32 protein-coding genes are annotated in these 25,025 nt (G+C 62.9%); 14 read left to right on the top strand and 18 right to left on the bottom strand.

Translation table 11 applies throughout. From position 1 onward, the window contains the following. Positions 1-225: 225 nt before the first annotated feature. The 5 genes from rplI to KJ624_01505 all read left to right on the top strand — a co-directional run bounded on the left by rplI (position 226) and on the right by KJ624_01505 (position 3,979). Positions 226-669, top strand: a complete 444-nt coding sequence (rplI, locus tag KJ624_01525; GenBank protein ID MBU2008522.1) for a 50S ribosomal protein L9 — start codon at positions 226-228, stop codon at positions 667-669. Further along, entirely contained in the window at positions 670-2,049 is a 1,380-nt protein-coding gene (dnaB, locus tag KJ624_01520) for a replicative DNA helicase (protein MBU2008521.1), read from the top strand. It begins immediately after the preceding gene. After that, positions 2,046-2,639, top strand: a complete 594-nt coding sequence (locus KJ624_01515; protein MBU2008520.1) for a DnaD domain protein — start codon at positions 2,046-2,048, stop codon at positions 2,637-2,639. Before dnaB ends, KJ624_01515 begins: the two co-directional genes overlap by 4 nt. After that, a complete protein-coding gene (locus KJ624_01510; GenBank protein ID MBU2008519.1) occupies positions 2,554-3,363 on the top strand; it encodes an ATP-binding protein in 810 nt (269 codons plus the stop codon). The genes KJ624_01515 and KJ624_01510 overlap by 86 nt, the downstream gene beginning before the upstream one ends. Positions 3,364-3,475: 112 nt before the next feature. Further along, complete coding sequence (locus KJ624_01505) at positions 3,476-3,979, top strand: HNH endonuclease (protein MBU2008518.1); 504 nt, start codon at positions 3,476-3,478, stop codon at positions 3,977-3,979. Between the two features lie 27 nt (positions 3,980-4,006). Here KJ624_01505 and KJ624_01500 read toward each other — a convergent pair whose 3' ends face one another. From KJ624_01500 to lysA, 3 genes are read right to left on the bottom strand one after another with little or no spacing between them, the layout of a single operon-like run. Then, a complete protein-coding gene (locus tag KJ624_01500) occupies positions 4,007-4,807 on the bottom strand; it encodes a stage 0 sporulation family protein (GenBank protein ID MBU2008517.1) in 801 nt (266 codons plus the stop codon). Continuing rightward, on the bottom strand, positions 4,795-5,802 hold the full coding sequence (locus tag KJ624_01495; protein MBU2008516.1) for a DNA polymerase III subunit: 1,008 nt from the start codon (positions 5,800-5,802) through the stop codon (positions 4,795-4,797). The genes KJ624_01500 and KJ624_01495 overlap by 13 nt, the downstream gene beginning before the upstream one ends. 1 nt (position 5,803) lies before the next feature. Then, positions 5,804-7,111 (bottom strand): diaminopimelate decarboxylase, encoded by a 1,308-nt coding sequence (lysA, locus tag KJ624_01490; GenBank protein ID MBU2008515.1) that lies wholly within the window; start codon positions 7,109-7,111, stop codon positions 5,804-5,806. Between the two features lie 116 nt (positions 7,112-7,227). Between lysA and KJ624_01485 the strand changes: the two genes are divergently transcribed. The 5 genes from KJ624_01485 to KJ624_01465 all read left to right on the top strand — a co-directional run bounded on the left by KJ624_01485 (position 7,228) and on the right by KJ624_01465 (position 10,258). Next, positions 7,228-7,500: a TMEM165/GDT1 family protein gene (locus tag KJ624_01485; GenBank protein MBU2008514.1), complete on the top strand. Its 273-nt coding sequence runs from the start codon at positions 7,228-7,230 to the stop codon at positions 7,498-7,500. A 211-nt stretch (positions 7,501-7,711) separates the two neighbouring features. After that, on the top strand, positions 7,712-8,449 hold the full coding sequence (locus tag KJ624_01480) for a glycosyltransferase family 2 protein (GenBank protein ID MBU2008513.1): 738 nt from the start codon (positions 7,712-7,714) through the stop codon (positions 8,447-8,449). A gap of 116 nt (positions 8,450-8,565) precedes the next feature. Then, complete coding sequence (locus KJ624_01475) at positions 8,566-9,198, top strand: hypothetical protein (protein ID MBU2008512.1); 633 nt, start codon at positions 8,566-8,568, stop codon at positions 9,196-9,198. Positions 9,199-9,312: 114 nt separating this feature from the next. Next, on the top strand, positions 9,313-9,852 hold the full coding sequence (locus KJ624_01470) for a hypothetical protein (protein MBU2008511.1): 540 nt from the start codon (positions 9,313-9,315) through the stop codon (positions 9,850-9,852). A gap of 115 nt (positions 9,853-9,967) precedes the next feature. Next, entirely contained in the window at positions 9,968-10,258 is a 291-nt protein-coding gene (locus KJ624_01465) for a hypothetical protein (GenBank protein MBU2008510.1), read from the top strand. On the opposite strand, the gene KJ624_01460 is transcribed toward KJ624_01465, so the two are convergent. Both KJ624_01460 and KJ624_01455 read right to left on the bottom strand, forming a co-directional pair. Beyond that, positions 10,238-10,912, bottom strand: a complete 675-nt coding sequence (locus tag KJ624_01460; GenBank protein ID MBU2008509.1) for a polyprenol monophosphomannose synthase — start codon at positions 10,910-10,912, stop codon at positions 10,238-10,240. The genes KJ624_01465 and KJ624_01460 overlap by 21 nt on opposite strands. Continuing rightward, positions 10,900-11,520: a DUF3786 domain-containing protein gene (locus KJ624_01455; protein MBU2008508.1), complete on the bottom strand. Its 621-nt coding sequence runs from the start codon at positions 11,518-11,520 to the stop codon at positions 10,900-10,902. Before KJ624_01455 ends, KJ624_01460 begins: the two co-directional genes overlap by 13 nt. 123 nt (positions 11,521-11,643) lie before the next feature. Here KJ624_01455 and KJ624_01450 point away from each other — a divergent pair, with 123 nt between their 5' ends. After that, a complete protein-coding gene (locus KJ624_01450; protein ID MBU2008507.1) occupies positions 11,644-11,886 on the top strand; it encodes a YggT family protein in 243 nt (80 codons plus the stop codon). Positions 11,887-11,942: 56 nt separating this feature from the next. On the opposite strand, the gene KJ624_01445 is transcribed toward KJ624_01450, so the two are convergent. The 13 genes from KJ624_01445 to KJ624_01385 all read right to left on the bottom strand — a co-directional run bounded on the left by KJ624_01445 (position 11,943) and on the right by KJ624_01385 (position 21,606). Beyond that, positions 11,943-12,212, bottom strand: a complete 270-nt coding sequence (locus KJ624_01445) for a YfhL family 4Fe-4S dicluster ferredoxin (protein MBU2008506.1) — start codon at positions 12,210-12,212, stop codon at positions 11,943-11,945. Positions 12,213-12,215: 3 nt separating this feature from the next. Further along, on the bottom strand, positions 12,216-12,728 hold the full coding sequence (coaD, locus tag KJ624_01440; protein MBU2008505.1) for a pantetheine-phosphate adenylyltransferase: 513 nt from the start codon (positions 12,726-12,728) through the stop codon (positions 12,216-12,218). Then, positions 12,725-13,270 carry a 16S rRNA (guanine(966)-N(2))-methyltransferase RsmD gene (rsmD, locus tag KJ624_01435; protein MBU2008504.1) on the bottom strand — a complete coding sequence of 182 codons (546 nt, stop codon included), beginning with the start codon at positions 13,268-13,270 and terminating at the stop codon, positions 12,725-12,727. Before rsmD ends, coaD begins: the two co-directional genes overlap by 4 nt. A 47-nt stretch (positions 13,271-13,317) precedes the next feature. Beyond that, entirely contained in the window at positions 13,318-14,127 is an 810-nt protein-coding gene (proC, locus tag KJ624_01430; protein ID MBU2008503.1) for a pyrroline-5-carboxylate reductase, read from the bottom strand. A 22-nt stretch (positions 14,128-14,149) separates the two neighbouring features. Continuing rightward, the gene (locus tag KJ624_01425; GenBank protein MBU2008502.1) at positions 14,150-14,809 is read right to left on the bottom strand and encodes a YggS family pyridoxal phosphate-dependent enzyme; all 660 of its coding nucleotides are present in this window, start codon (positions 14,807-14,809) and stop codon (positions 14,150-14,152) included. Between the two features lie 51 nt (positions 14,810-14,860). After that, positions 14,861-15,082 (bottom strand): type II toxin-antitoxin system HicA family toxin, encoded by a 222-nt coding sequence (locus KJ624_01420; GenBank protein ID MBU2008501.1) that lies wholly within the window; start codon positions 15,080-15,082, stop codon positions 14,861-14,863. Further along, positions 15,079-15,318: a type II toxin-antitoxin system HicB family antitoxin gene (locus KJ624_01415; GenBank protein MBU2008500.1), complete on the bottom strand. Its 240-nt coding sequence runs from the start codon at positions 15,316-15,318 to the stop codon at positions 15,079-15,081. Before KJ624_01415 ends, KJ624_01420 begins: the two co-directional genes overlap by 4 nt. Before the next feature lie 81 nt (positions 15,319-15,399). Further along, on the bottom strand, positions 15,400-15,975 hold the full coding sequence (locus KJ624_01410; protein MBU2008499.1) for an imidazoleglycerol-phosphate dehydratase: 576 nt from the start codon (positions 15,973-15,975) through the stop codon (positions 15,400-15,402). Further along, positions 15,968-17,041 (bottom strand): histidinol-phosphate transaminase, encoded by a 1,074-nt coding sequence (gene hisC / locus KJ624_01405; GenBank protein MBU2008498.1) that lies wholly within the window; start codon positions 17,039-17,041, stop codon positions 15,968-15,970. Before hisC ends, KJ624_01410 begins: the two co-directional genes overlap by 8 nt. Before the next feature lie 11 nt (positions 17,042-17,052). Beyond that, a complete protein-coding gene (hisD, locus tag KJ624_01400; protein MBU2008497.1) occupies positions 17,053-18,351 on the bottom strand; it encodes a histidinol dehydrogenase in 1,299 nt (432 codons plus the stop codon). Next, a complete protein-coding gene (locus KJ624_01395) occupies positions 18,348-19,079 on the bottom strand; it encodes a hypothetical protein (protein MBU2008496.1) in 732 nt (243 codons plus the stop codon). The genes hisD and KJ624_01395 overlap by 4 nt, the downstream gene beginning before the upstream one ends. Continuing rightward, positions 19,080-20,435, bottom strand: coding sequence for an ATP phosphoribosyltransferase (hisG, locus tag KJ624_01390; GenBank protein ID MBU2008495.1), 1,356 nt, complete (start codon positions 20,433-20,435; stop codon positions 19,080-19,082). Beyond that, positions 20,410-21,606: an ATP phosphoribosyltransferase regulatory subunit gene (locus KJ624_01385; protein ID MBU2008494.1), complete on the bottom strand. Its 1,197-nt coding sequence runs from the start codon at positions 21,604-21,606 to the stop codon at positions 20,410-20,412. Before KJ624_01385 ends, hisG begins: the two co-directional genes overlap by 26 nt. Before the next feature lie 110 nt (positions 21,607-21,716). Here KJ624_01385 and KJ624_01380 point away from each other — a divergent pair, with 110 nt between their 5' ends. The 3 genes from KJ624_01380 to KJ624_01370 are packed head-to-tail and all read left to right on the top strand — an operon-like array spanning position 21,717 to position 25,021. Continuing rightward, positions 21,717-23,006, top strand: coding sequence for a nodulation protein NfeD (locus KJ624_01380; protein MBU2008493.1), 1,290 nt, complete (start codon positions 21,717-21,719; stop codon positions 23,004-23,006). Between the two features lie 9 nt (positions 23,007-23,015). Continuing rightward, positions 23,016-23,780 carry a slipin family protein gene (locus KJ624_01375; protein ID MBU2008492.1) on the top strand — a complete coding sequence of 255 codons (765 nt, stop codon included), beginning with the start codon at positions 23,016-23,018 and terminating at the stop codon, positions 23,778-23,780. A 29-nt stretch (positions 23,781-23,809) separates the two neighbouring features. Next, positions 23,810-25,021 carry a hypothetical protein gene (locus KJ624_01370; GenBank protein ID MBU2008491.1) on the top strand — a complete coding sequence of 404 codons (1,212 nt, stop codon included), beginning with the start codon at positions 23,810-23,812 and terminating at the stop codon, positions 25,019-25,021. Positions 25,022-25,025 lie beyond the last annotated feature (4 nt).

Here is a 25,025-nt window from a genome sequence, read left to right as displayed (position 1 = left end):
GTAAGGGTTTTACTAGCCCCTGCCAGGAGACCGCCCCCAGCCCAACCTTGCCATCTCCACCCGACGGATTATAACCGCGGAAGGGAAAAAGCGCAAACTCTGAACCTTGACAGCCACCCCCAAAAGGCCTACTATAGAATAAAGGTTCTGAATTCTGTCCAAAATATTTCCCTGGCCCCCTCCTTTGAGGGGCGGGGGCGGGGGGCTTATAATCGGGGGGCTGGGATGAAGGTAGTCTTTCTCTCCGATGTAGCTGGTGTAGGCCAGGCGGGGCAGGTGAAGGAAATAGCTGAGGGCTTTGCCCGGAACTATCTCCTCCCCCGGGGCTTGGCCCTGCCAGCCACCCCCGATGTGGTGAAGAACTGGGAGGAGCGGAAGAAGGGGGAGGTAAGGCGACAGGCCCGGGAGAGGGGGAGCCTGGAGGCCCTGGCCCAAAGGCTGGAGGGGATGGAGATAAAGCTGGTGGCCAAGACGGGGGGAGGGCAGAAGCTATACGGCTCCATCACCTCAGCCGATATCGCCGGGGAGCTCTCCCGCCAGGGGATAGAGCTGGACCGCCGGCAGATTGAGCTGCCCGGGCACATCAAGGGGCTGGGGCAGCACCTGGTGGTGGTGAGGCTGGCCCCCGGCCTCTCCGCCCAGCTCCGGGTCAGTGTGGAGGCAATCTAGATGCCGGACCCCAGGCTACCCCCCAACGATATTGAGGCCGAGGAAGCCGTATTGGGCTCCCTCCTGCTGGACGGCGAGGCCATCTTCAAGATAGTGTCCCTCCTCTCCCCAGAAGACTTCTACCGGGACCAGAACCGTGAGGTCTATTCTGGCTGCTTTGAGCTTTTCCGCCGCAACGAGGGGATAAACCAGGTCACCCTGGCCCACGAGCTCTCCCGGCAGGGCAAGCTGGAGGGGGTGGGGGGGGCATCCTACCTCCTCCACCTTCTCTCCACCGTCCCCACCCCCCTCCACCTGGAGCACTACGCCCAGATTGTCCGCCGCACCTCCCTCTTCCGCCGGCTGCTGGCGGCGGGGGAGGAGATAACCCGGCTGGGCTATGAGGACAGGCCCGATGTGGAGGCCACCATGGACCGGGCCGAGGACCTCCTATTCCGTCTCAGGATGGGCACTGCCACCCGGGAATTCGTCCCCCTGAGGGACCTGATATCCCAATACATCGATGAGACTGAGCAGAGAGAGATGCCCCCGTCCCAGGCGCAGGGGGGGGAACTGCCTCAGATTTTCACCGGCTTTGGCGACCTGGACGAGTATCTGGGGGGGCTCCAGCGCTCCGACCTTGTGGTCCTGGGGGCTCGACCCAGCCTGGGCAAGACCAGCCTCTCCCTGGGCATCGCCCGCCACGCCGCCAAGGAATACGGGGCCAGGGTGGGCATCTTCAGCCTGGAGATGTCCCGAGAGGCAGTCGTCCAGCGCTTCCTGGCCACTGAGGCCGATGTGGACTCCCGCCGCCTGCGAATCGGCCAGATAAGCGAGGAGGAGAAGGAGCGCCTGATGGCGGCCACCGGCCCCCTCTCGGAGATGTCCATCTACGTAGATGACAGCCCCCAGCCCCGGGTGGTGGAGATTCGCTCCAAGGCCCGCCGCCTTTACCATGAGAGGGGGGTGGACCTGATAATCGTGGACTACCTGCAGCTAATCCAGGGGGATGGCCGCAACGATAACCGGGTACAGGAGATAAGCCATATAACCCGGAGCCTCAAGGCCCTGGCCCGGGAGCTGAATGTGCCGGTGCTTGCTGTCTCCCAGCTCTCCAGGGCCCCCGAGATGAGGACCTCCCACCGCCCCCAGCTATCGGACCTGAGGGAATCGGGGAGCATTGAGCAGGACGCGGATGTGGTCCTCTTCATCCACCGGGAGGATGCCTATATCAGCGAGGAGGAGTGGGAACACCAGAACCCCGGCCAGCCATATCCCCGGGGCATGGCCACCATCATCATCGCCAAGCACCGCAACGGGCCAACCGGCGAGGTGAGCCTGCGCTTCGTCCCCCGCACCGCCCGCTTTGTAAGCCTGGGGACGAGACGGGAGGGGTCATGAAGCCCTTCCCCGGTTTCCCCACCAGCCTGCCCAAGATGGATGACCCGGAGGAGCTCAACGTGCTCCTCTACTTCTTCTGGCTCCTGGGCAGGAAGGGCCGGCCCTATCTTTCCCTGGGGGAGCTCCAGGCGGATGGAAATCTGAATGCGCTGGGGGAGGAGGGGATTGCCCGGGCCCTGGAGAGGGCCGCGGAGAGGGGGGTGCTTCTGCCCCTCAACAGGGATGGCAGAAGGCTCTATTTCCTCAACAGCCCACAGGGACAGGAGGCCAGGGCCGGGATGGAAAAGGGGGCCTTTCTCCATGAAGAGAAGACGAATATCTTTGACCTCTATGAGCAAAACATCGGCCTCATCACCCCAATCATAGCCGACCAGCTCCAGGAGGCAGAAGCCCTCTATCCCGCCCCCTGGATAGAGGAGGCCGTAAAGCTAGCGGTCCGGCTGAACAGGAGGCGGTGGAACACCATCTCCCGCATCCTGGAGCGCTGGGCTGTGGAAGGCAAGGATGGAGAGCCTGGGAGAGATTCTGAAAAGGGTGCCGACCCCCACCAGTTCACCCGTGGAAAATACGGACACCTCTACCGCTACTGAAAGCTGTCGCCTCTGCGGGGGGGCAGGCTTTGTCCGCCACCCCGTCCCCTTCGGCCACCCCGATTTCGGGCAGGCCTTCCCCTGCCAGTGCCAGGTGAAAAAGGGGAAGAGGGCCGGGCTGTGGCAGGAGATGGGGGGGCCGGGGCCAGAGCTCTTGAAGCGCATGGTCTTTGATAAGTTTGACCGGCGGGACGAGCTCCCCCCGGAACAGCGCCAGAACCTGGAGCAGGCCCTGCGCCTGGCCCGGGAATTTGCCAAAGAGCCGGAGGGGTGGCTGGTATTCCTGGGGGTCAGCGGCTGCGGCAAGACCCACTTGGCCACAGCCATCGCCAACCACCGGCTGGCCCAGGGCCAGGCGGTCTTCTTCGCTTCCATCCCCGAGCTCCTGGACCACCTGCGCTCCGCGTATGGCCCCGAGGCCAAGACGAGCTATGACGACACCTTTGAAGGGGTGAAGAAAGCCCCCCTGCTCATCTTGGACAACCTGGGTGCCCATTCCACCTCTCCCTGGGCCGAGGAGAAGCTCTTCCAGATAATCAATTACCGCTACAACAACCGGGTGCCCACCCTGTTTACCAGCCACAAGAGGCTGGAGGAGATTGTGGACCAGATAGCCTCCCGCATGGGCGACCCGGGGCTAAGCATTGTATTCTTCATCACCGCCCCCATGTATGCCGCCCCCCGCCCCGCCGAAAGGCCCCACCGCCGGTTGCGGCCCTCCTAGTATCGCGTCAGGTATACGCCCCTGGAGAGGCTGCCCGCAATGTACCCTGATTGAGGTGAGCCGGCCCTATCCACTTGCCCCCAGCAGGCCAGCCTCTTATAATAGGCCCGACATGGTGAACGGCCTATCGGTCCTGGTGCTGAACCAGAACTACCAGCCCCTGAACATCTGCCGTATGCGTAGGGCGGTAGTCCTGCTCCTCATGGACAAGGCCGAGATGATAGAGAACGGGGTGGGGGAGATCAAGACCCCCACCGCCATTTTCCCCATCCCCTCCATCATCCGGCTCCATATGCTGGTGAGGCGGCCCCCGGTGTTGAAGAGGCTCACCCGTTTTGAGGTCTTCAACCGGGACCATTTTACCTGCCAGTACTGTGGGCGGGAGACGAGAGACCTGACCCTGGACCATGTTATCCCCCGCCACCAGGGGGGCGGACACGAATGGGAAAATGTGGTCGGCGCCTGCATCCCCTGCAACCACAAGAAAGCCGGAAAGACCCCCAGGGAGGCGGGGATGAAACTCCTCCAGCGCCCCTATGCCCCCCCCTCCTTCTTCACCGTCCCCTACCAGTACCTCAGGGCCAACCAGCAGTGGCTCAAGTTCATCCCTCAGTAGCCAAATACCCCTGAAAAGCTGAGTTTTTCAGGGGACCCCGGGCTCCAGCTGGGCCAGGGGTATCTCCACCACTGCCCCTCCCTCCAGTTCCACCTTGACCGTCTCCTTGAGGGGATTGCTCTCTATTACTTTGGCGGGGCCCATGGCCGTAGATATCTTCTTGCCTTTGGCGGGGAGCTTCCGCTTCACTTCCCGGTAACTATCTATCTCGTAGGCCAGGCAGCAGAGGAGGCGGCCGCAGACACCGGATATCTTGGGGGGGTTCAGGGCCAGCCCCTGCTCCTTGGCCATGCGGATGGTGACAGGGGCGAACTCGGTAAGCCAGCGGGCACAGCAAAGGGGCAGGCCGCAGGCGCCTATGCCCCCCAATATCTTTGTCTCGTCCCGGGGCCCTATCTGCCGGAGCTCAATCCGGGTGTGGAAGCGGCCGGCCAGCTCCCTTACCAGTTCCCGGAAGTCCACCCGCTCCTCGGCGGTAAAGTAGATAGTGAGCTTTCCGTCCAGGGTGTATTCGGCGGTAAGGATTTTCATGGGCACCCCCAGCCGCCGGGCCGCCTCCCTGGCCTGCATGAGGACCTCCTTCTCCTGGGAACGGAGGCTCTGGACCCGCTCCAGGTCCGGGGGGGCAGCCTGCCTCAGGACAGGCTTCAGGGACCCCCCCTTCTCCTCCCCGGGGACCTCCCGCGGCCCCTGGACAACAAAGCCGAGCTCCTGCCCCCGGGCCGTCTCCACCACCACCTGGTCCCCCTCCGCCAGCTCCAGGCCTGCCGGGTCAAAGTGATAGACCTTCCCCGCAGGGCGGAAGCGGACCCCTACTATCTGAGGCATTCCCCCTCCCGAGGCAACTTCAACATCAGCACCTCCAGGGCCAGGCGGGGGCTGGCATTCCTCTCCAGGGCCTCCCTTATCCCCGCCGTGTCCTTTATCCCCTGTCGGAGCTGGGCCAGGCCCAGGGCGCTGGCCTGCCTCTTCAGGGCCTCCTCATAGTCAAGGCTCACCACACCATCGGGGAGGCCGGCCACCACCAGCAAAAGGTCCCGGAGCCAGCCTTGCCACAGCCGGAGAAGCTCAAATACCCCCTCCCTGTCCCGCTCCCAGCGGTTGGCCAGCCCTTCCGCCATCCTGAAGCGCTCCTCCAGGCCCGCCCCAAGGAGCTGCTGGACCTGCTCCAGGGCCTCTGTCCTGAAGCCCAGGAACCCCTGGTCCAGGGCCAGGCCCAGGCACCCCTGAGAAACATGGGCCAGAAGCCTGGCCTTCTCCCTCTCCAGGCCAGATTCCCTGACCAGGGCCTCCTCCGCCTCCCCCAGGCCCAGGGGCTTTATCTCCAGCCGCTGGCACCGTGAGAGGAGGGTGGAGGGCAGGAGGCCCTCCCGGGAGGTGGTGAGGAGGAAAACCACCGAGGGGAGGGGCTCCTCCAGGGTCTTGAGGAAGGCATTGGCCGCCTCCAGGGAGAGCCTCTCCGCCCCATCAAAGATAAAGACCTTATACCTGCCCTCAAAGGGGAGCAGGCAGGCCAGGGCCTCTATCCCCCTTATCTGGTCAATGCCTATCTCCGTCCTGGGCCGGCCGGCCTTTGGGTCATGGACGGGGCTGACCACCAGGACATCGGGGTGGGTGCCGGAGGCGATGTGCCGGCAGGAGGGGCAGACCCCGCAGGGGGGGCCATCACCCACGCAGTTCAGGGCCTGGGCCATTTCCAGGCAGAGACTCCTCTTCCCCACCCGGGGTGGACCCACCAGGAGATAGGCATGGGCCAGCCTGTCCCCGTCCAGGCTGTTCTGGAACAGCCTTATCGCCCTCTCCTGTCCCAGGGTCCGCCACATATCAGTCCACATCCATGGCCATGAGGTCCTGGTAGCTCTCCCGCCGCCGCCACAGCTCTGCCCTCCCCTTCTTCACCAGGACGATGGCCGGGCGGGGGGCGGCGTTATAGTTGCTGGCCATGGGGATGGAGTAGGCCCCCATGGCTGGTACGGCGACAATATCCCCGGGGAAGACCCGGGGCAGAAAGATGTCCTTGATGAGCACATCCCCCGATTCACAGAACCTCCCTGCCAGGGTGACCCTCTCCGTGGGCTGCTCCCCCGCCCGGTTGGCCACCAGGGCCTCATATCGGGCACCGTAGAGGGCGGGGCGGATGTTGTCCCCCATCCCCCCATCCAGAGAAACATAGGTGCGGACCCCGGGTATATCCTTTCTTGAGCCCGCCCGGTAGAGGGCCACCGCTGCCCTGCCCACCAGCGCCCGGCCGGGCTCCAGGATGAGCCTGGGCCGGGGCAGGCCGTGTTTTTCAAGCCCCTCCAGGAGGGCCTGGGCTATCCCCTCCGCGTAGTAGGCAACGGGAGGGGCAGGGCGCTCCCGAGTATAGGCGATGGCGAAGCCCCCCCCGGGGCTGAACTCCTGGAGGTGAAAGCCGAACTTTTCTGCCATATCCGCCGCAAAACCCAGGACGAGGCGGATGGCTTCTCGGTAGGGCTCCACCTCAAAGATGGGGGAGCCCAGATGGAAGTGGAGCCCCAGCAGGCGGAGGTGTTGGGAGGCCATGGCCTGGGCCACTGCCTTCTCCCCCTGCTCCATGGCAAAGCCAAACTTGCTGTCCACCGCCCCCGTGGTGGTATGAGCATGGGTGTGAGGGTCCACCCCGGGACACAACCTCAGCATTATGTCCTGCTGGCGGCCCCCCTTTTTAGCCTCGGCCTCCAGGAGACCCAGCTCGTAGAAGTTGTCCACCACCACCCGCCCCACCCCCGCCCCCAGGGCCAGGGCCAGCTCCTGGGGGGACTTGTTGTTCCCGTGGAAATAGACCCGCTCCAGGGGGAAACCGCCCGCCCGGGCCACCGCCAGCTCCCCCCCGGAGACCACATCCAGCCCCAGCCCCTCCTCCATCAGCAGGCGCACCAGGGGGCGGAGGAGGAGGGCCTTACAGGCATAGATTACCTGGGTCTCCGGGTAGCGGGACGAGAACTCCTGCCGGAACTCCCGGCAGCTACGGCGAAGGGTCTCCTCGTCAAAGACATAGAGGGGGGTGCCAAACTCCTGGGCCAGGGCCAGAGAGTCGCACCCGCCGATGAAAAGATGGTTATCCTTGACCTCGGCCGTTACAGGAAAGAGGCCGAGGACAGCTTCTTCCATTTGGGGCTATGCTATCAGCTATCGCCCCTAGCGTCAAGCAAAGCCGAAGCCATTGCCCGCCATCCCACCAGGCCATACAATACGGGAGCTCTTAAGAAAGAACACGGGGGAGGACAATGGACTGGAAACTCATCATCACTGCCTTCGGTACGCTCTTCCTGGCTGAGCTGGGCGACAAGACCCAACTGGCCACCCTCGGGCTGGCTGCCAGGACCGGCAAGCCCCTGCCCGTCTTCCTGGGGGCCACCTCGGCCCTGGTGCTTATAACCCTCTTGGCCGTGCTCTTCGGCGAGGCAGTGACAAGAGTGGTGCCCGCCAGCTATCTCCACAAAGGTGCCGCGGGGGCGTTTATCCTGATAGGGCTATTGATGCTCCTGGGCAAGATATAGGCTGGGGCAATAGCCTAGTGCTTGCTTGCGGAAATCAGCGAAACTAGATTCTTCGCTATGCTCAGAATGACACACCTATGTTGTCACCCCGACAGACCTACTTGTCACCCTGAGCGAAGCGAAGGGTCGCTGCTCACTTATGTGACGGGAATTATTACAACTAAGCACTAGCCTTGACACCGCATAGGAGGGGTGCTATTTTGGCCCCAGGGTGGAGAAGCTGGACAGCAAGAGCAAGAACAGCGTGGAGGTGGTCATCCCGGTCTATAACGAGGAGATAGACCTCCCCCGGTGTATCCGGGTCCTCCACTCCTTCCTGAAGGAACACCTGGCTGATAGGCCCTGGCGCATCCTTATCGCCGATAACGGCTCAACCGATGCCACCCTCCAGATTGCCGCCCAGCTCTCCAGGGGATACCCGGAGGTGGCCTTCATCCACCTGCCGGTGAAGGGGAGGGGGAGGGCCCTGAAGCAGGCCTTCCTCCAGGGCCAGGCCGGCATACTCAGTTACATGGATGTAGACCTGGCCACGGGCCTGGAGGCCTTCCCCCAGCTCCTCCAGGCCCTGGATGAAGGCTACGACATTGCCATCGGCTCCCGCTACCTGGCCGGTTCCCGGATACGGCGCACCTTCAGCCGCCGCCTCTACTCCTGGGGATACAACCTGCTTTTCAGGGCACTCTTCAGGTCGAAGGTCCAGGACGCCCAGTGCGGGTTCAAGGCCATGAAGGCGGAGGTGGCCCGGGATGTCCTGCCCAGGGTGAAGGACCCGGGCTGGTCCTTTGACACCGAGCTCCTCCTCCGGGCGGAGAAAAAGGGCTACCGCGTCAAGGAAGTCCCGGTGGAATGGCACGAGGACCTGGAGTCCAAGGTGCGCATCCCCGGCACCATCCTCAAGATGCTGAGAGTGCTGCTGAGACTGCGCTGGGAGCTGTGGTGGGGAGGCTAAGCTCATCCCAAGACGGAAATTGACCGAGCCTTTCGTCTTTGAACGAAAATGGGCAAGGCCCCCCTTGGGGTGAAGCAAAAAAGGAGAGGTCCCCGCCGAGGGAAAGGAGGTGTGATGTGGAACGCCAGCAAAGGCTCTTGTTGTCCCTGTTTGGTGTCGGGGCTGCTGTCATGCTCTTGGGGGCATTGGGGGATAGGGAGTATTCATATTACACCCTCCTGAGGTGGGTAGTTAGCTTCGCTGCTGTGCTTGTAGCCATCCTGGGACTTCGCTTGGGGCATATCTGGGCTGTGGGCGTATTCGCCTTCGTAGCTGTCCTTTATAATCCACTGGCACCAGTTAACTTGTCGCGTGACCTGTGGCTATTCATTGATATCGCTGCCGCAGTGCTGTTCTTGCTTGCGGTAGCCCTTGTGGGGCATCCTGGGGCAGTGGTGGAGGAGCTAAGACGGCATGACATCTGGGTAGCCCTGGCACTGGCTGTCGGCATCATCCTGGCAGTAACTTTGGGCATACTCGTCTACAGTAAGTTTGCATCCTCGCTCACTACTCGGAATCCTACCCCCACCCCCTATCCCCCATTCCAGCGGGGGCCGTATAACCCTGAGACGGGTCTCTATGACCTTATACCGCAATCGGGAATGTCTCCCACTCCATATCCCCTATACATGCCAGAGCAGTATCCAGTAACGGGTCGGTCACCGACTCCCTATCCTCCATACAATTTTGAAACGGGGCGGTTTGAGTGAACACCTCTATATGGCCTGAGATAGCAAACGCCGGCGGACTTCCCGCTCTCAAGGCGTTCAGCAAGGTCTGGTATGAAGCCAGGCAAGAATCAAGAAGAGAAAGGCAGGTGAGACATGAAACGATTTACAGTCATCTTGATGTTGCTAATCGTTCTGGTTCCTCTGGCTGGCTGTGGCTCTTCCAAAGTGGATACAGCTAGGCAGGAAAAAGTAACGAAGGGCAATGAGATTGCCAAAGAGCTTGCAGACAAATACCAAGCAACAACTGACTGGGGAGAAAATTTGACTTACACACTACAAGCACAGGAACGATTGATTACAGGCAAACCAACTTTGTTTAGAGGGGATTCTTATCTTGATGATGTGTTCAATCGCGATGGAATAACCTTTATTCGCTTTAGCATCTGGGACTACGCAAGTGGCTTTTATTGCGTATTGGAGCTTGAATGTGGTAGGCAGATTTTGGATAAACTTTTTATGCAGAAATCATATGGTGAGTATGTCGTTGTGGCGAAGATACAAGAAGTGACTAAGCCCATATTTGCACTAAAAGGCTCGGCTCTTTCAGATGATGAGGTCGTAATCAATATTGAATCTTCGGGGTTGTTTATTGTGAAAGGAACTTGCGTAGACATCGCCTACATTGGCGAATGATTTCTCTCCGCCCAATCTAGGCTTGATAGCGTATTTGGCATTGACCCCGCCAAAGAGGGACTCCACCTCAGTCCGGAATAGTCACCATGTTTCCAGCTAGCTTGCCTGGGGTGTCATGTCTCGGAAAGGTCTGGGAGCTGTGGTGGGGAGCCCGGGCCTGATGTCCTGCTATTTCCGTCAAATGAAGGACGTCCTTGCCGAGGCGGGCATTGTGGTGACCCATGCCAACAGGAGGAGAATCGACGAGGCCTTCCATCAAATAGCGGGCGTTCCCCGTGAGCACTGTCCAGTGGTCTGGCAGATTCTCAAGCAGAGACTGGTCACCGAAGAGCTGAAGCGGGAGCTCGCCCGGGAGCTGCGGGGTGCCATCCGCTCAGGCAACGATTCAGGACCCGCGGCCCCTTAGCTCCCAGAGGAGGCGGAGAAAGGCCGTGAACTCCCCCTGGTCCAGCTTGGACTGGCCGTGGGCCCTCTCCACGAAGGTTATGGGCACCTCCTGGACCCGGCTTCTCCGGTCCCTGGCCAGCACCTCCAGCAAGAGCTTGTAGCCCCGGGGGGAAAGCCTGCCCCGGAGGCCTTCCAGGACCCCCCGCCGGTAGATGGCCAGGCCCGAGAGGGGGTCTTTCACCCTCATCCATAAGAGGAGCCGGGCCAGGAGGGTGGCCCCCCGGCTGATAATCTTCCTCCTCGGGGGCCAGCCCACAATCCTCCCCCCAGGGACATAGCGGGAGCCGATGGTAATATCCGCCTCTCTGGCCGCCCGGTAGAGCCTGGCCACATCCTCGGGGCGGTGGGAGAGGTCGGCGTCCATCATGCCGATATATTCCCCCCGGGCCAGGTCCAGGCCCGCTACCACCGCCGAGCCCAGCCCCAGCTTCCGGGGCCGGGAAAGGAGCCTGGCCCTGGGGTCCTGGAGGCCTTCTATCTCCCGGGCGGTGCCATCGGGGCTATTGTCATCCACAAAGATGGCCTCAAAGTCCTCCAGGTGCCGGCAAAGGCCCTCCCAGAGGGGACGAATGTTCCCCCTCTCGTTATAGGTAGGGATAATCAGGGAGAGCATTGCCTGTGGCTCCTGAGGGCCTGAGAGAGGTAGCTCCCCAGCAAGGAAAGGTCCTCGGTGGGGAGATAATGGGGCGCGCTGGCATCAAAGAGGGTACTTACCGAGGGGGAGACCTCTTCATCCCCCAGGTAGAGGACGCAGGCCATTGGGAGATGAGGGAGGGCCAGGAAGTAAAAGGCGGCATCCCCGGTCCGGCTCATGGGCACCCCCCCCAGGGCCTCGGCGGCCCGCTTAAAGCCCTCCAGGTCCTGGCCAAAAGCCTGGACCAGGGGCCTTATGGCCATGTTCACGAAACGGCCCTCAAAGAGCTCCGCCCCGGGCAGATGGCGGTAGGCAATCCAGGCATCGGCCACAGGGGTGCCATCGGCGGTGAGGAGGTAATGGAGGAAAAGGATTCTGAGCCAGATAGCGGGCTCTCCCCCTCCTTCCTCCCTTGCCTCACCCTTGGGGAAAGAGATGCGGTATCTCCTGTGGAAGAAGGGAAGAAGGAACTCCCCTTCCCTGAAGTCGCACCCGCTTTTGGCCCCCAGGACATAGGGGCTGTGCTTCGGAAGCTCCCCCCGCGCCTTCTCCAGGGCCTGCCTCCAGGCTTTGGTCCTTTCCTCCATATCTTCTCAATTATATCCCATATCCGGTCTCCACTTGACATAGGGGCAGAAGGAACTAAAATAGACTCATGTCTGAAGGCACATCAGCCCTTATCACCATCTTGCGCTACGGCTGGATATAGATTGGAACTCTTCTACACCTACCTGCGCTATCTGGTTCAGGTGCTTACCTTCGCCATCATCGCCAGGGCCCTGCTCTCCTGGTTCCCCTTACCCGCCACCAACCCCATAACAAGCTTTCTCAATACCATCACCGAACCCATCCTGGCCCCCCTGAGGCGGGTTGTCCCCCGGGTCGGCATGCTGGACATCACCCCCCTCATCGCCATCCTCCTCCTCCAGTTCCTCTACCGCTTCCTTTCCTAAAAAAAGGAGGAAGGCCCCTTTCTCAAGGGCCTGAGAGGAGGAAGGGCTCCGGCCCTTCAGCTAAAGAGCTTGGGGGTCTTCTCGGGGTTGAGCTTCTTGAACCTGGCCAAGAGCTGCTCCTTGGTCTCCTTGTGGGCGGGGTCGGGGACACAGCAATCCACAGGGCAGACGGCGGCGCAGCGTGAGCTTTCAAAGTGCCCTATGCACTCCGTGCACTTATTGGGGTCAATCACATAGACAGGGTCCCCCTCGGTGATAGCCGAGTTGGGGCATTCCGGCTCACAGGCGCCGCAGTTTATGCAATCCTCGGTAATCTTGTACGCCATGCTTTAACCTCCTTTTTGGCCTGTTTGAATTTCCTTCAGCCGGGGAAGCTTAGCCTGGAGGGCTGAAGCCACGTGGGGCGGGACCAGGCTCTCGATGGAGCCCCCCAGGCCGGCTACTTCCTTGACCAGGCTGGAGCTCAGGAACTGGTACTCGGTTCGGGCCATAAGGCAGACCACCTCAATCTCCGGGGCCAGGTTCTTGTTCATGAGGGCCATCTCAAACTCCCGCTCAAAGTCGGAGGTCATCCTCAGCCCCCGGACGATGACCTTGGCCCCCGCCCGGCGGCAGTAGTCAATGATGAGCCCGCTGAAGGCCACCACCTGCACCTCAGGTAAAGAGGAACAGGCCCGGCGCAGCATGTCCAGCCTCTCCTGGAGAGAGAAAAGGACGGCCTTGGGCGGGGTCTCATAGACGGCCAGGATAAGGCGGTCAAAGAGCCCGGCTGCCCGGCTGGCGATGTCCAGATGGCCGTTGGTCACCGGGTCAAAGCTCCCCGGGTAGACCGCGACGGTCATGGGGCCCCCTTTTGATAGATGGAGATGGTGGTATCTCCATGCTGGCGCTCCTTTAATCTCGCCAGCCCACCAAACTGGGGGGGCAGGGGGGTGCGGGAGGAGTGGGACACAACCAGGAAAGACCCCTTCTTGAGGCGGGGGAAGAGTGCCACCTCCCCCACCAGCCCCTCCAGGCCAGGCATGGCATATGGGGGGTCCATCAGCACCAGGTCATAGTCCCCTTCCAGAAATTCCAGGGCCCGCTTCACCGAGCAACAATAGACATGAGAACGCTCCTTGAACCCCGTCTTCTCCAGGTTATCCTTTATGACGGAACAGTTCCTGGGCTCCCTCTCCACAAAGTCGGCCCACTCCGCCCCCCGGGAGAGGGCCTCAATCCCCAGGGCACCGCTGCCGGAGTAGAGGTCCAGGACCCGCTCCCACCCCCCACCCAGGGCCTCCAGCATGGAGAAAATAGCCCCTTTTACCAGGTCCGTGGTGGGACGGATGGCCTTAGGTGCCTTCAGGGGTTTCCCCTTGGCCTCTCCCGCGATAACCCTCATCCAGAGGGTTTATTTTATCATAGAAAAGGAGACAACGATAGCCCAGCCTAGGACTTGCCCAGGGCCTTTATCTTCTCGTAGGCGGCCAGGACGGCCCGGTTCACCAGCCCGCGGAAACCCCCCTCCTCCAGCCGGAGGAGGGCCTCGGCGGTGGTGCCCCCGGGGGAGGTGACCAGGTTCCTGAGCTCGGCGGGGTGCTTTTCCAGCGCCTGGGCCATGCGGGCCGACCCCAGGAGGGTCTGGAGGGCCAGCTCATGGGAGAGCTCCCGGGGGAGCCCGATGTGGACACCGGCATCCACCAGGGCCTCCAGAAATAGAAAGACATAGGCCGGGCCACTGCCGGAAAGGGCGGTGGCCATGTCCAGGTACCTTTCCTCAGCCGTAAAGAGCTCTTTGCCCAGGGCCTGGAGAAAGCGCCGGGCCCTTAATTTCTGGGCGGGGGTAACCTGGGGGGTGGCGGTCCAGAGGCTCATGGCCTCCCCTACCCGCACCGCAATGTTGGGCATAACCCGGACCAACGCCTGGTGCCCCAGCCCCCCCGAAAGGGTGGCCAGCGAGGCCCGGGCCACGATGGAGAGGACCAGCTGGTCCTCCTCCAGCTTCCCCTTCAACTCCTCCACAAGGGAGGGCAAGTTCTGGGGGAGAACGGCCAGGACGACCAGCCCCACCCCCTTCACCGCCTGGGGGTTGCTTTCGCTGGCCGTCAGGCCATAGGTCTTCTTGAGCTCTTTAGGGCGGAGGGGGTTGGTGTCGAAGACGCTAATCTCCCGGGGCCTGGCCACGCCTTTAGCCAGGGCCTGAGAGATCATCGCCTCCCCCATTGCCCCACAACCTAGAAAAGCAATCTTCATCTTCACCCCCTAGTTGCGGAGTATTATATCACCATGCCATTGGGCCGAAGATGGCCCGGCCCAGGCGGACCTGGGTGGCCCCCTCCTCTATGGCTACCTCAAAGTCGTCGCTCATCCCCATGGAGAGCTCTTTGAGCCCCAGGGCCTGGGCCATCCCCCGCAGCCGGGAGAAGACAGGCCGGACCTCCTGGGGGTCCTTCACCAGGGGGGCCACCGTCATCAGGCCCCTCACCTCCAGGTTGGGAAGGCGGGCAATCTCCTCCAGGGCCAGGGGGAGGGCCTCAGGTAGAAAGCCGAACTTGGTGGCCTCCCCGGAGACATTGACCTCCAGCATGATGGGGAGGGGAGCCAGGGCCCTCCGGCTGAGGGCCTGGGCCAGGAGGAGGGAGTCCACGCTGTCCACAGTATGAAAGAGCTCCAGGGCCAGCTTCGCCTTGTTGGTCTGGAGATGGCCCACCATGCGCCAGGTTATGTCAAGGTGCTTGAGGCCGGATATCTTCCCCTGGACCTCCTGGACCCGGTTCTCGCCGAAATGCCTTATACCCAGGGAGTGGGCCTCCAGTATCTTCTCCGGCCCCACCCCCTTGGCGACCGCCACCAGGGTTATCTCCTCGGGAAGCCGGCCTGCCCTCTGGCAGGCCCGGTCTAGCCGCTCCCGGACCCGGGCCAGGTTCTCGGCAATGCTCATGCCAGAAGATAATAACACCATGTCCCGCAAGAGGGAACAAAGGGGGGTGCCTTAGAGAAGTTCGGCAAACGTGTCGGCACTGATGGCCGCTTGCTTCAAGACGGAGCGTAATGTCTTGGGGGCAAGCTCTCGTCGGTGAAAAGGTATTGTCACCCTCCGACCTGTTTCAGGGTGCTTGAGGATATGATGACTTCCGCTAATACGATGTATCACGAAACCCGCTCGCAGGAGTGCCCCCTCGGCCTGCTTCCCGCTAACCCGGGGAAGCCTCACACAGTGACCTCTACGACCGCTTCCTCAACAGCTTCTTCCGCAGGGATGGGCTCCCCATCCGCTTCAAGGCTTTCCAGGTAGAGTTCTATAGCTTCCTTGATGTTTGCCAGGGCTTCTTCCCTGGTGTCGCCCTCGCTGATGCATCCAGGAAGCAATGGGGCAGCAACCGTATATCCGCCCAGTTCATTGGGCTCCAGGATTACCCGAAACCTTCTTAGCACAGCCCTGCCTCCCATCGTCCAATTGTAGCACAAGAACCCAAGAATAAGCTGCCCCACGCACGGGGAAAAACCGAGCGAAGCAAATTCTTCGGGGTCCTAGCCTATTACGCCCTTGGTGCTGGGAGGCCGACCGAGGCGGCGCTTTTCTATGCGGGTGGCGGAGGCGAGGGCACGGGCCAGGGCCTTGAAGAGGGCCTCGGCCTTGTGGTGGTCGTTTTGGCCCCGCACCTGGGCATGGAGGTTGAAGCGCCCCTCCCGGGCCAGGCTTTCCAGGAAGTGGGCTATCAGGTCACCTTTTATCCCCTCCGCGTCTCCGATAGGGGCGTCAATCTGGGAATATCCCCTGCCCCCCAGGTCCACCGCCACCTGGGCCAGGGCCTCATCCATAGGGACGAGGGCGTGGCCCATACGGGCGATGCCCCCCTTCTCCCCCAGGGCCTGGTGGAGGGCACGGCCCAGGGCGATGGCCACATCCTCTGCCTTGTGGTGCTGGTCCTGGCCGGTGGCCGACACCTTGAGGTCAAAGAGGCCATGAGTGGCCAACTGCTGGAGCATATGGTCAAAGAAGGGGAGGCCGGTCTGGACTTCCCCCTGCCCCCTCCCGTCCAGGTCCAGCTCCACCTTCACCACTGTCTCCCCGGTCTCCCGTGACACCCTGGCCGACCTAGCCATGGACCACCTCCTTAATAGCCGCCAACAGGGCATCGGTGTCTTCCGGCCTGCCCACGCTGATGCGGACAAAGCTCCTCAGCCTGGGGGTATCAAAATAGCGCACAAACACCCCCTGCTGTCTCAGCCCCTGCCACAGGTATTTTGCCCTGCCGCCTATCACCCGGCACAGGATGAAGTTGGCCCGGGAGGGGTAGGGGCGCATATAGATGAGGCGGGAAAGCTCAAGGAAGAGCCTCTCCCTTTCCTTCAGTATGGCCTCCACCCTCCCCCTCAGATATTCCAGGTCCTTCAGCGATGCCAGGGCGGCCACCTGGGCAGCGGCATTGATATTGTAGGGGGGCTTCATCTTCATGATATATTCGGCGATGCTGGGGGAAAAGACCCCGTAGCCCAGCCTCAGCCCCGCCAGCCCCGCCCACTTGCTGAAGGTGCGCAGGACAATCAGGTTGTCATATTTAGAGACCAGGGGCATCACCGTTTCCCCGCAGAACTCATAATAGGCCTCATCAACCACCACGATTATCCCCGTCTCCAGGAGGGCCTGGACAGTTTTTCTGTCGGAGATGTCGCCGGTGGGATTGTTGGGGGAGGCAATGAAGACCACCTTGGTCCTGGGGCCGATGGCCTTCTTTGCCCCCTCAAGGTCTATGTGGAAGTCCTCATCGCGGGGGACCTCCACCACCTCCCCCCCGCAGACCAGGGTGCTGAAGGGATACATACCAAAGGTGGGGGGCAGGTTCATCACCCTATCCCCCGGGTCCAGAAAGAGCCTCAGGATGAGGTCAATGAGCTCGTCGCTGCCCGCCCCGGCCACAATGGACTCCTCCCCCACGCCCGCATAGCCGGCGAGGCCCCTTCTGAGGGCCTTCTGGTAGGGGTCGGGGTAGACATGGAAGTAGGGATAGCGGGCCAGGGCCCTCTTCACCCGGGGGGAGGGGCCGTAGGGGTTCTCGTTGCCGTCCAGCTTCACCACGCCTGCCACCGCCACCCCCACCTCCTCCGCCAGGGCCTCCACCGAGCGGGTGGGGTCGTAGACCCGGAGGGCCTGAAAACGGCGGCAGACCAGCTCTTCCGGTTTCAATCTTCCTCCATGGCTTCAGCATGGGCGGTGAGGCCCTCGGCCCGGGCGATGACCGCTGCCCGGCGGGAGAGCCTTTTCCTTTCCTTTTCCTCCAGGGCCACCACCGAGGTCAGCTTGAGGAAGTCCCCCACCCCCAGGGGGGAGGCAAACCGGGCTGTCCCCCCGGTGGGCAGGACGTGGCTGGGCCCGGCCATGTAGTCCCCCAGGGCACCCACCGCCCCCAGGAAAATCCCCCCGGCATTCTCTATCTTCTCCACCCAGGGCCAGGGCTCCTCCAGGAAGAGGGCCACATGCTCCGGGGCAAAGGCATTGATAAGCCCTATGCCCTCCTCCAAGCCCTTCACCAGGACGATGCCCCCGCCCCTGTCCAGGGCCTGGCGCACTATCTCACTCCTCTCCAGCCCCGGGAGCCTCCCTTCCACCTCCAGAGAGACCTCCCGGGCCAGCCTCCGGGAGGAGGTAAGGAAGAGGGCCCGGGCCAGGGGGTCATGTTCTGCCTGGGCCAGGAGCTCCCGGGCGATGGCCCTGGGGGCGGCCCTCTCATCGGCCAGGAGCACGGCCTCGGTGGGGCCGTAGAGGCCGTCAATATCCACCAGGCCATAGACCAGCTTCTTGGCCAGCTGGACGAAGAGCCCCCCCGGCCCGCAGATCTTGTCCACCCGGGGTACTGTCCCGGTGCCCAGGGCCAGGGCGGCGACAGCCTGGGCCCCCCCCACCCTGAAGACGCGATTCACCCCCGCCAGGGAGCAGGCCGCCAGCACCGGGGCAGGAAGGGAACCGTCCTTCTGGGGCGGGGAAACCACCAGCACCTCCCCCACCCCCGCCACCCGGGCCGGGATGGCAGACATCAAGACAGTAGAGGGATAGGCAGCCATACCCCCTGGAATATACAGGCCCACCCTCTTGAGGGGCCTCACCCGGTAGCCCATCCCACCCCCAGTGGAGATGGGGTAGAGGGGACGGAAACAGCGGTGGTAGGCCTCTATTCTCTTCGCCGCCATCTTCAGGGCCGAGAGGAGGGGGGCAGGAAGGCCCTCCACGGCCCTTTCCCATTCTTCTCGGGGGACCTCCAGAGAAGGGAGCTCCACCCCGTCCAGAAGGCGGGTGAAGTCCAGCAGGGCCTCATCGCCCCGCTTCCTCACCCCGTCTATTATCCGCTCCACCACCCCCCGGGGCTGGAGGCTGTGGCCAAAGGCCTTCTTAATCCTTGCCCTCACCTGGGGGGGAAGCCTGTAGCCTTCCAGGGGCGGCCGTTCCAGAAGGGCCCGCGCCTGCTGGCTGCTCAGTATCTTCACTGGAGATATACCCGCACGGCTTCTACCGAACAGGCCACTGCCCTCTCCCTGAAGGCCTGGAGGTTTGCCTCGCCCACATAGGCTATGAGAGCGTCCGCGGAGGCGGGGAGAGAGGCCAGGAACTCCTTCAGTTCCCGGGAGCCCACCCTGCCCCTCTGGACCAAGTAGCGCTGGGCGAAGCCGGAGAAGCGGGCCCAGCCCCGCTGGCTGGCCGTGGCCTTGAGGATAAACCCCTGCCAGGCCTCCAGGCTGTCCCCCCCCAAAAAGGGCGGGGCGTTCACAGGTGGCGTCAGGGCGAGGAGCTGGCGCACCCGGTCCATGGTGGCCCGTTCCTCCCTCTGCCGGCGGTCCAGCTCATATTGAAGGGCCCGGTCCTTCACGTGGGCCAGGGGGTCCTCCCGGAGGGGGGAGCGGGGCCCAAAAAGGGGGTGAAAAATCTCCCTTACCCACAGCAGGTCCATCTCCAGGTGGCAGAGGTAGCCCGCCTCCAGTGCCCTTTCCAGGCCACCGACGGGACCGAAAGCTCTCAGCAGGCCCCCCTCCATCTCCCCCTCCCCGGGCAGGGAAGAAAGGCTGACAAAATGGGTCTCCTCCCGCTCCAGGGGCAGGAAGAGGCTGATGTCGGGGAGGGTAGAGCCCAGGAGATAGCTGGCCAACTCCTCCTCCGTCCACCCCAGGGCAGGGGCCGCCTCCAGGGCCACCCCCAGGTGGAGGGCCAGGGAAGGCATCTATCCCCCCGCCCCCCGGCGGAAGGCCTCCACCAGGGCCTCCACCCTTACCCGCTTTTTCGGGGGGAGCTCTCTGGGGCCGATAAGGCAGGCGGAGGACTCAAGCAGGGTATCAATAATCTTCAACCCGTGGCGGGCCAGGGTGCGGCCGGTCTGGGTGTTTTCTATCAACAGGTCGGCATCCTCGGGCAAGAAGGCCTCGCTGGCACCCCAGGTGGGGATAATCCGGTAGGGGCCGAGGTGCTTATCCGTGGCATATCTATCGGCCAGGTTCACATACTCCGAGGCCACCCTCAGCACCGGGAAGGCCCCCCGCAGTTCTTCGGGACTGCTTGCCTCGGTCTGGGGCCCCACCACCGCCACCACCTTCACCTGGCCGAAGCCCAGGGCAAGGTACTCCTTTACCGGGCTCCCCGGGAAGCGGCAGAGGTGGTCCCGGAGCCAGTCCTGGCCGGTGATGGCCAGGTCCAGATTGCCGTTGGCCACCTGGATGGGCATATCCTGGGGACGCAGCACCTTCACCGCCACCCCCTCCCAGAGGAAGCGCCTCTCCCCCTGGGAGTAGCTATCCGCAGGGAGGCCCGCCCGGCGCAGCAACTCCAGGGTGGGGGGCTGCTGGTGGCCATCGGGGAGGGCCAGGACTGCCAGGCCGGGAGGGAAGGCTGCCCCTGCTGCCGTGGAAGCCCCCCCACTCTTGAGGGCCCCTTCCTGGAGAGCAGGGGGGAAACCGGCCAGGACCTCCCCCAGGTCCTTCCCCTCCCAGCTAGGGCGGTAGGCGATGAGGCAGGTGGAGGCGGGGAGGAGGGGCAGCAGGGGACACAGGCCCCTATCCCTCAGGTCGTCCTCCGAGGCCGAGGCCATGACCACCAGGTCTGCCGTCTCCGGCGGATAGACCTCCGCCGCCCCCCACAGGGGAAAGACCTGAAAGCGCCGGAGGCGGAGCCGGAGGGCCACCGCTTCGGCCAGATTGGGGTATTCGCTGACCAGGCGCAGGGGGCCCGGGTGTCCCGCCATCTCCGAGGCCGAGGAAAGGGGGGAGAAAATAGAACTGGCCAGATAGAGCCCCCCCCCGCCGGAGCCCACCTCCCGGACCCGGACCAGGGGGCTCTGGGGGTAGCGGACCAGCAGTTCCTCCACCCAGTCCCGGCCACAGATTCCCAGGTCATAGTTCCCCACCGCCACCTGGATAGGTATATCCCTCTCCTGGAAGACCTTGAGCTGAAGCTGGGGGTGGAGGCGGGAAGAGGGGCGATAGGAACGGGAAGTGGCCTCATACCCCTCCAGACCCCAGCCCCCAAGCCAGGAAGATAGCAGGGGCTGAAGCCTCCCTTTAGGCAGGGCCAGCTTTAACGGCACCCATCTCCTCCAGGAAAGCGAGAAGTCTCTTCAGCGAGGGCAGCCGGACCACCTCCCCCGAGGGTCCGGCCACGGTAAAGCCATTCCCCACCTCAATAAGGAAGTGGGGCGGGGAGGCGGAGCATTCCATCTCCACCCTGTAGCCCGAGGCCCGTAGCTCCCGGGCCAGGGCAAAGGCCCTCCCCTGCCCCCGGGGGGTGGGAGACCTCACCACCAGCACCGAGGGGCGGGGGAGGGAGACTTCCATCCTGGCCAGCAGGGGCTCCAGATAGAGGGCTAAGCCGGCAGCGGGGATGTCTTTCCTCCCCAGCAGGGGGAGGAGATTATTGTACCTCCCCCCTCCCCCCACCCGCTCCCCGCCGATGTAGAACTGAAAGACCACCCCGGTATAGTATTCAAAGCCCTTTCCATTCCCCATATCTATCTCGTATGCAATCCCCGCCCCCGAGAGGAGCTGGGCCACGCGGGAGAAGTCCTCCAGGCTCTCCCTCAAGGAGGGAAAGGAGGGCAGGAGAAGAGCCTTCAGGTTTTTCAGGTATCCCGGACCCGTGCCCTTCGTGCCGAAGAGGAGGGGCATAGCCCTCTCCATCTCCGGACGGGAGGGCTGTAAAGTGGAGAGACCCTCCCCTTCCAGGAGGCGGGGAAAGAGGTCCTCCCCCACCTCCCCCAGGAGGGCCTTGAGAAACCCCTGGTGAGTCAGCTTCACCGTGGCCGAAAACCCCAGCCTCACCAGCACCTCCAGGGCCAGGGAGACCAGTTCCCCTTCCGCCTGGGGGGACGGCCCGCCGATGAACTCCACCCCACACTGCCACCTTTCCCTCGCCTCCCGGCCCGTCTCCTCAAAGGAAAACACATTCTCCACATAGAAAAGGCGGGCCGGGTCCTTTCCTACTTCGGAGAGGAAAAGGCGGGCCGTGGGGATGGTGCCATCGGGGCGGAGGACCACCCTCTCCCCGCTCCAGCCATCCCAGTCCAGAAAGGAATAGACCCGGGAGAGCATCCCCGGGGTGAGGGTCCCTGCTGTGGTGAAGAGATGGAGGTATTCCAGGACCGGGGTCCTCACCTCCCCGTAGCCCCAGCGCCGGCAGACATCCCGGAAGACCCCCTCCAGGCGGCGGAACTTTTCCATATCCTGCGGGAGGAGGTCCCGCATCCCCTTACACCTTTCCATGCTCGGAATATTCTACTCCGAGACCACCGCCCCTTCAACCGGAACCCGGTGATGAATTTAACTCTTGAGGCTGGCACTCCGGCATACTGTGCCATATAATAGGCACAGGCATGAGAAGACTTTACCTGGCTTTCTTTCTGCTAGCGGTGGCCTTCCTTTTGCCCCTGGAGGCCGAGGGGGCCCCTCCCCGGGTAGATGTGATAAAGGTGAATGGCTCCATCGTCCCCGTGGTGGCCGACTATATCCAGCGAGGGATAGACCATGCCCAGGACGGGGCCCAGGCCCTGGTAATTGAGCTGGACACCCCCGGCGGGCTGACCACCACCACACAGGTCATCGTAGAGGCCATCCTCAACAGCACGGTGCCGGTAGTTGTCTATGTCTCCCCTGCCGGGGCCTGGGCGGGGTCGGCGGGGGCCTTTATCACCCTGGCCGGCCACGTCGCCGCCATGGCCCCGGGGACCTTCATCGGCGCCGCCCACCCGGTTACCATAGGCGGTGCCGATGAGCTCCCCCAGCCCCAGGAGGAGAAGCTTGTCAACGCCCTGGCTTCCACCATCCGCAGCATCGCCCAGGAGCGCCGGAGGAATGTGGAAGCGGCGGAAGACATGGTGCGCCAGAGCCTGGCCAAGACTGACAATGAGGCCCTGGAACTGAACCTCATTGACCTGCGGGCGGAAAACCTCTCTGAACTCCTGGACAGGCTGGAGGGGCGCCAGATAACCCTCAGTGGCTATGCAACGACCACCCTACACACCCGTGGGGCGGAAGTAAACCGAGTCCCCATGACCTTTGCCGAGCGCTTCCTCCACGCTATCAGCGACCCCAATATTGCCTATATCCTCCTTTCCCTGGCCCTCCTGGGGATAGCGGTGGAGTTCTCCAACCCTGGGGCCATCCTCCCGGGGGTGGTGGGTGGGATTGCCCTGTTCCTCTCCCTATACTCCCTGGGGATACTGGGGGCCTCCTGGACAGGGGTATTGCTTATGTTCCTGGCCTTCGCTATGCTGGTGGCGGAGGCCTTTGTCCCCAGTCACGGCCTTCTGGCCGCAGGAGGTGTAACTTCCATGCTGATGGGCTCCTTTCTGCTCTTTAGCGGAACTGCCTTCACCGTCAACCGCTGGCTGGTGGTGGGGATGGCCCTGGGTCTGGGGGCGTTCTTCTTCTTCGCCATCTCCGCGGTAGTGCGCACCCACCGCCAACCTCAGCAGACAGGGAGGGAGGGCATGGCCGGCATTACAGCGGTGGCCAAGACCCCCCTTAACCCCGGGGGCACTGTCCTGGCCCACGGCGAGCTGTGGGAGGCCGTCAGCCTGGAGGGGCCCATTCAAGAGAGAGAGGAGGTCATCATCCAGCGCCTGGAGGGCCTGAAGCTCTCGGTTATACGAAAGAAGAAATAGGAGGTAAGCATGAATAATTTCTTACTCTTCGGTGTTATCGTCCTCTTCGTCCTCATCGTACTCCTGCCCGCCACCATCAGGGTTGTCTGGCAGTATGAGGCAGGGGTAGTCTTCCGCCTGGGGAGGCTGGTGGGGACCCGGCCCCCCGGCATCCGCATCATCATCCCCTTTGTGGACACCATGCGCAAGATTGATACCCGGGTGGTGGTCATCAATGTCCCCGCCCAGGAGGTCATCACAAAAGACAATGTCACCCTCAAGGTGGACGCCATCATCTTCTTCCGGGTCATCCACCCCGAGGCCTCCATTATTGAGGTGGCGGACTTCCGTGCGGCCACTTTCCAGATCGCCCAGACCACCCTCCGCAGCGTCCTGGGGAAGTCGGACCTGGACGAGCTCCTGGCCCACCGGGAGAAGCTCAACCTGGCCATCCGCGAGATCATCGACGAGCACACCGCCCCATGGGGGATGAAGGTAACGGCGGTGGAGGTGAAGGATGTAGAGCTGCCCCCGTCGATGCAGCGGGCCATGGCCGCCCAGGCTGAGGCCGAGCGGGAGCGGCGGGGCAAGGTAATCCACGCCGAGGGCGAATACCAGGCTGCCCAGAAGCTGGCCGATGCCGCCCACGTCATCGCCACCGAGCCGGCGGCCCTCCAGCTCCGCTACCTCCAGACCCTGACCACCATCGCTACGGAGAAGACCAACACCATTGTCTTCCCCCTGCCCATAGATATCATGACCGCCTTCATGGAAAGGGTGAAGAAGTCATCTTAGGGACCTAGTAACTTCATAAAGGGGGAAAGGTGAAAGGCTGGAACGGGTTCCTTCTGCTCGCTATAGCCTTGGGGCTCCTCATGACGACGTCCTGCTCCAGAGGAGTCCCCCAAACGGAATACGACAAGGCCAGGGCAGACCTGGCCACAGCCCAGGCCCAGGCCACGGACCTCGGGGCACAGCTTGTCTCGGCGAAGGCCAGCCTGGACAAGGCCAACGCCGACCTGGCCCAGACAAAGGCGGACTCCGATAAGGCCAAGGCGGACCTCGCCACGGCCCAGGCCAGGGTACAGTCCCTCCAGAACGACTACACCTCGGCTATCGCTGAGAGGGACAAGGCCAGAAATGACCTGGTCCAGGTCAGGGCGGACTCCGACAAGGCCAAGGCTGACCTGGCCGCAGCCCAGGCCAGGGCCCAGAAGCTGGAGGGAGACGTGAGCCTGGGCTTGGCCCAGGCCAGGGACCTGCAGTCCGAGCTGGGCTCGGCAAAAGCCAGCCTAGACAAGGCCAGGGCGGACCTGGCACAGACTACGGCCGACTATACCCTGGCCAGGGCCGACCTCCAGGCTGCCCTGGCCAGGGTCCAGAGTCTGGAAAGCCAGCTGGCTCTGGCCCAGGGGGGGCAGGGACTCCCCGGGAGCCTGGCCACTCTCCAGGCCTATGCTAAGGTTACGGACCTGCTGTTCATGGACCCCTACAGACAGCAACTCGGGCTACTGTCGAACTATCAGTATACTGAGGCCCAACTGCGGGCGGAGGCGGACAAGGCCGTGGGGGCTTCAAACGACCCTGTCCTGAAGGCCCTCTGGATTATGGGGATGAGCGAGGGACCGTTGGAGAGCTTCGGAATTATTGCGCTCGTTTATCACGCAATAGCCCTGAACGGCATCCTCAGCGGGGAAGGTACCCCCGCTGTGTTTCCCCCCGCCCCAATGGCGGTCAGCGCTTCTCCCGCAGGGCAGACCCTTCTCCAGGTAAAGCTGGTCGCTACCGACGGCAAGCCTGTCCCCAATATGGGAATGGCGCTCTGGCGCGATGTCTCCCCTCTGGACCCCCCCGATGCCGGGGTGGCAAAGACCAATGCCTCGGGCATCGCCAGCTTCACCGTGAAGGAAGGGGTCTACTGGATAGACTTCAGTCCAGACAATCCCCTGACGCCCCTCATGCTCTCGTCGGGCAGGATGGTCCTGGTGAAGCCGGGCATGGTGACCCAGGTGGAAATCCCGGTCTTCAGCTATTAGAGGC

The organism is Chloroflexota bacterium, assembly GCA_018825785.1.
Lineage (GTDB): Bacteria > Chloroflexota > Dehalococcoidia > JACVQG01 > JAHKAY01 > JAHKAY01.
This window is presented reverse-complemented; position numbering and strand designations above follow the sequence as displayed.